A 4,031-nucleotide genomic window follows, 5' to 3' on the forward strand; every position below is an offset into this window, starting at 1 on the left:
CGCCGGCCCCCAGCACGATCACGTCGAAGCCGGTGCTCATCGCGGCGCCCCCTCCCTGTACGACGGCGGCGGTGACGGCGAGGGCAACCGCACGGCCCGCTCGGCCGGGCTGGGCAGTTCGGCGCCGAAGGTGGCCCGGTGGCTCGGCGACATCCGCGAGTACTTCCCCAGCACCGTCGTGCAGGTGATGCAGGCCGACGCGATCGAGCGGCTCGACCTGACCCGGCTGCTGCTGGAGCCGGAGATGCTGGCCGCGGTCGAGCCGGACGTGCACCTGGTCGGCACGCTGCTCTCACTCAACAGGGTGATGCCGGAGCGCACCAAGGACGCGGCCCGGCAGGTGGTGCGCAAGGTGGTCACCGAGCTGGAGAAGCGGGTCGCCCAGCAGACCCGGGCGGCGGTCAGCGGCGCGCTGAACCGGGCCGCGCGGATCAACCGGCCGCGGCACGCCGACATCGACTGGGACCGGACCATCCGGGCGAACCTCAAGCACTACCAGCCGGGGCCGGGCACGATCATCCCGGAACGGCTGATCGGGTACGGCCGCCGCGCCACCGCGATCCAGCGGGACGTGGTGCTCTGCGTCGACCAGTCCGGCTCGATGGCCGCCTCGGTGGTGTTCTCCGGGGTGTTCGCGGCGGTGCTGGCCTCGATGCGGTCGTTGCGCACGTCGCTGGTGGTCTTCGACACGGCGGTGGTCGACCTGACCGAGGAGCTGAGTGATCCGGTCGAGGTGCTGTTCGGCACGCAGCTCGGCGGCGGCACCGACATCAACCGGGCCATCGGCTACAGCCAGCAGCTCATCACCCGGCCCCGGGAGAGCATCTTCGTGCTGATCAGCGACCTGTACGAAGGCGGGGTCCGGGAGCAGATGCTGCGCCGGGTGGCGGAGATGAAAACCGCGGGGGTGCAGGTGGTCGTGCTGCTGGCACTGTCGGACGAGGGGGCGCCGGCCTACGACCACGAGAACGCGGCGGCGTTGGCGGCGCTGGGCGTGCCGGCGTTCGCGTGCACACCGGACGCGTTTCCGGACCTGATGGCGGCGGCGATCGAGAGGCGGGACCTGATGGCATTCGCCCAACGCTTCGCCGACCGCTGAGCGGGACAGAGCGCAGAACCAAGTCCCGGCAAGGCTTTCAGTGCGGCGCAGGGAAGGCGGGGCAGGGAAGGCGGGGCCGGCCGGGAAAGCGGCGCAGGGAAGACGGGGCCGACTGGCAGGCGGCGCGAGGAGGCGGTCAGGAAGCGGTGGCTGCGGGACGGCGACGAGCGACGGCTCGCCAAGCAACAACAGCCACCGCCAACGGCAGCGCGGCGTTCGCGAGCAGGATCGGCAGCTCTTCAGCCACGCTGTAGCCGGCCGACCGCACCCCCACGACCAGATTCACCACACACACGACCAGCCACAAAGGACCGAAGACCAGCACCACCAACCCCGCAGCGTCCGGCCCACCCGCCAGCAGAGAGATCAGCAGCCACACCGCAGCCCACAACCCCACCCCGGCAGCCCACAAGAACCAGATCCGTGCCCCGCCCACCTCCGGCGAGTACAGCGATCCGACAACCACAGCAACAACCGCCGGCACCCCGAAGACCAGCCCGAACACCACGATCTCCGCCCGCACCGGATAACCCTCCGACACCACGCCGAGCCACGCGTTCAGCACCGCGATGAAATACCAGAGCGGCACGAACACCCCCGCCGCGATCAGCCCGCGCGGCCCCGGCGCCAGCAGCGCACTCAGCACCAGCGTCACCGCGAACAACAGCAGGCCGGCGGCCAGGAAGCGAGGCAGGCGAGGCATCAGGCGCTGATCGTCATCCGGGTCACGTGCTCACCCGCGACCTGAAAAGTGAAGTGGCTCGGCCCGTTGAAGCCGCCACCACCCACCATCGCCGTCACCACGTACGCGCCGTCCTTGACCGCCACCTCCGTGACGTCGAAGGTCGCGTGCACGCCGATGTTCTCGCCGTCGCTCCACCGCCGGATCGCCTCGTGGCCGTGGAATTCCCGGCCCCAGTCGTCGACCACGCCATCGGCTGCGAACGCCGCGAGGAACGCTTCGGTGTCGCCCGCGTTGGTCGCGTCGAAGACGGCCTGAACGGGCACGGGCAGCAACACACTCATGTCAGCGACGATAACGGCGGCAGGGCTATCGCGGTCAGCACCAGCCCGTCCTCGACCAGATACCGGCCGGTCAGGACCGAAAACGGCCCCGGCACGAGCACCCGCGCGGTGAACGTCGCCGCTTCCGGGTCGAAGCTCACCGCGGCCTCCTCGAAGCCCAGCCACTCCCCCGTCCGCGGCGACCACACCTTGTACACCGACTCCTTCGCGCTGAACAGCAGCCGCTCCCAGCACACCTCCGGCCGCGCCGACGCCAGCCCGGCCAGGTGCGCCCGCTCGTCCGGCGACGCCACCAGCTCCAGCACCCCGTCCGGCAGCGGCCCGTGCTCCTCCGCGTCGATGCCGATGCCGCCGGCCTCCGACGTACGCGCCACCGCGGCCGCCCGGTAGCCGGCGCAGTGCGTCATGCTGCCCACGATGCCGTCCGGCCAGACCGGCGCACCGCGGACGCCCGGCAGGATCGGGGCCGGCGGCACTCCGAGCTCGGCCAGCGCCAGCCGGGCGCAGGTGCGTACCGTCGTGAATTCCTGCTTCCGCTTCGCCACGGCGTTCGCCACCAGCGCGGCCTCGGCCGGGAACAGGGACGCGGGCGGGTCCGAGCGGGTGTGAGCCGTCCGCACGGTCGGCGGCAGAATGCGGTCAAGCACCGGCGAAGAACCCCAGGATCGCGTCGTTGACCGCCGCCGGCTGCTCCAGGTAGCCGTAGTGGCCCGCGTCCGCGATGCGCGCGTACCGGGCCTGCGGGATCGCGTCGGCCAGCTCGCGGCCCCGGGCCGCGGGCGCGATCAGGTCATCGGCGAACGACAGCACCAGGGTCGGCACCCGGATCCCCTGGTACGCCGGCCGCCGGTCGAGGTCCACGGTCACGCCGAGGTGCGCGCGCAAGCCCGGGTCGGCCCAGTCGGTCGGGGACACCTCCATGATGTCCAGCCAGTCCTGTGCGCTCTCCGGATCTTCGAGGGTGCGCGGCGACAGGTTCTGCAGCGCCCGGTTCACCGCGTCGTACTCGGGCGGCAGGGTGACCCCCGAAGCGGTCATCGCCAGATCAGCGGCCGTCATGGCCCGCGACACCACGTCCGGCCGGGCCCGGCTCGCCATCAGCACCGCCTGGGTGACCAGTTCCGGCCGCACCAGCAGCAGTTCCTGCACCACGTAGGCGCCCATCGAGGTGCCGATCAGCCGGCACGGCCCGCCGGCGACGCGTTCGATCACCGCGATCGCGTCGGCCACCAGCTGCTCGACCGTCAGGCCAGGCGTCGCCGGGCCGCTGCGGCCGACCCCGCGGTTGTCCAGGGTGATCGTCCGGTAGCCGGCGGCGGTCAGGGCCGGCACCTGGTGCAGCGCCCAGGTGCGGCCGCGGGCCGCCGAGCCGGGGATGAGCAGGACCGGCGCACCCCGGCCCGACTCCTCGTAGTGGAGGGTGATGTCACCGACACCGATCGCGGGCATGTGCGGAAGGCTAGCCGAGCCGGCGGGGCGGATACTGACGCGATGACCTCCGCGATCCGCCGGCTGGCGGCCGGGCTGCCTCGCGACCCGGGCGTCTACCGGTTCCGCGACGCCCGCGGGCGCGTGCTGTACGTCGGCCGGGCCACCGAGCTGCGGGCCCGCGTCGGGTCCTACGGCGGCGACCTGCGCGACCGCCGGCACCTGCGCCGGATGGTCCCGGCGGTGACCAGGATCGAGGCGGTGGCCTGCGAGTCGGTGCACGAGGCGGCCTGGCTCGAACGCAACCTGCTGGAGGAGTCGCTGCCCCGGTGGAACAGGACGGCCGGCGGCGAGGAAGTCCCGGCGTACCTGCGGCTTGATGCCCGGCCCGCGACGGCCGGCCTGCGCCTCACCCACGAGGCCGGGCCGCCGGTCGCGGGGGTGCGGATCTTCGGGCCGTATCTCGGCGGCACGCGCG

At 72.6% G+C, this 4,031-nt stretch carries 6 protein-coding genes; 2 read left to right on the forward strand and 4 right to left on the reverse strand.

Annotated features, from left to right (window positions below):
• On the forward strand, positions 1–1,099 hold a 1,099-nt coding region (locus AB0C29_RS36990), incomplete at its 5' end, for a VWA domain-containing protein (protein WP_360830540.1).
• 136 nt (positions 1,100–1,235) lie between these two features.
• On the opposite strand, the gene AB0C29_RS36995 is transcribed toward AB0C29_RS36990, so the two are convergent.
• Genes AB0C29_RS36995 through AB0C29_RS37010 form a run of 4 tightly spaced genes read right to left on the reverse strand, consistent with a single transcriptional unit; the run spans position 1,236 to position 3,574 of the window.
• Positions 1,236–1,754 carry a hypothetical protein gene (locus AB0C29_RS36995; RefSeq protein WP_360830543.1) on the reverse strand — a complete coding sequence of 173 codons (519 nt, stop codon included), beginning with the start codon at positions 1,752–1,754 and terminating at the stop codon, positions 1,236–1,238.
• 47 nt (positions 1,755–1,801) lie between these two features.
• Positions 1,802–2,125 (reverse strand): nuclear transport factor 2 family protein, encoded by a 324-nt coding sequence (locus AB0C29_RS37000; protein ID WP_360830546.1) that lies wholly within the window; start codon positions 2,123–2,125, stop codon positions 1,802–1,804.
• Positions 2,122–2,772: a 4'-phosphopantetheinyl transferase superfamily protein gene (locus AB0C29_RS37005; RefSeq protein WP_360830549.1), complete on the reverse strand. Its 651-nt coding sequence runs from the start codon at positions 2,770–2,772 to the stop codon at positions 2,122–2,124. The genes AB0C29_RS37000 and AB0C29_RS37005 overlap by 4 nt, the downstream gene beginning before the upstream one ends.
• On the reverse strand, positions 2,765–3,574 hold the full coding sequence (locus tag AB0C29_RS37010; RefSeq protein ID WP_360830552.1) for an alpha/beta hydrolase: 810 nt from the start codon (positions 3,572–3,574) through the stop codon (positions 2,765–2,767). The genes AB0C29_RS37005 and AB0C29_RS37010 overlap by 8 nt, the downstream gene beginning before the upstream one ends.
• 42 nt (positions 3,575–3,616) lie before the next feature.
• On the opposite strand from AB0C29_RS37010, the gene AB0C29_RS37015 reads away from it, so the two are divergent.
• The coding region (locus AB0C29_RS37015; protein WP_360830555.1) for a nucleotide excision repair endonuclease at positions 3,617–4,031 on the forward strand (415 nt) is incomplete at its 3' end.

The organism is Actinoplanes sp. NPDC048791, assembly GCF_040650095.1.
Taxonomy (GTDB): Bacteria; Actinomycetota; Actinomycetes; order Mycobacteriales; family Micromonosporaceae; genus Actinoplanes.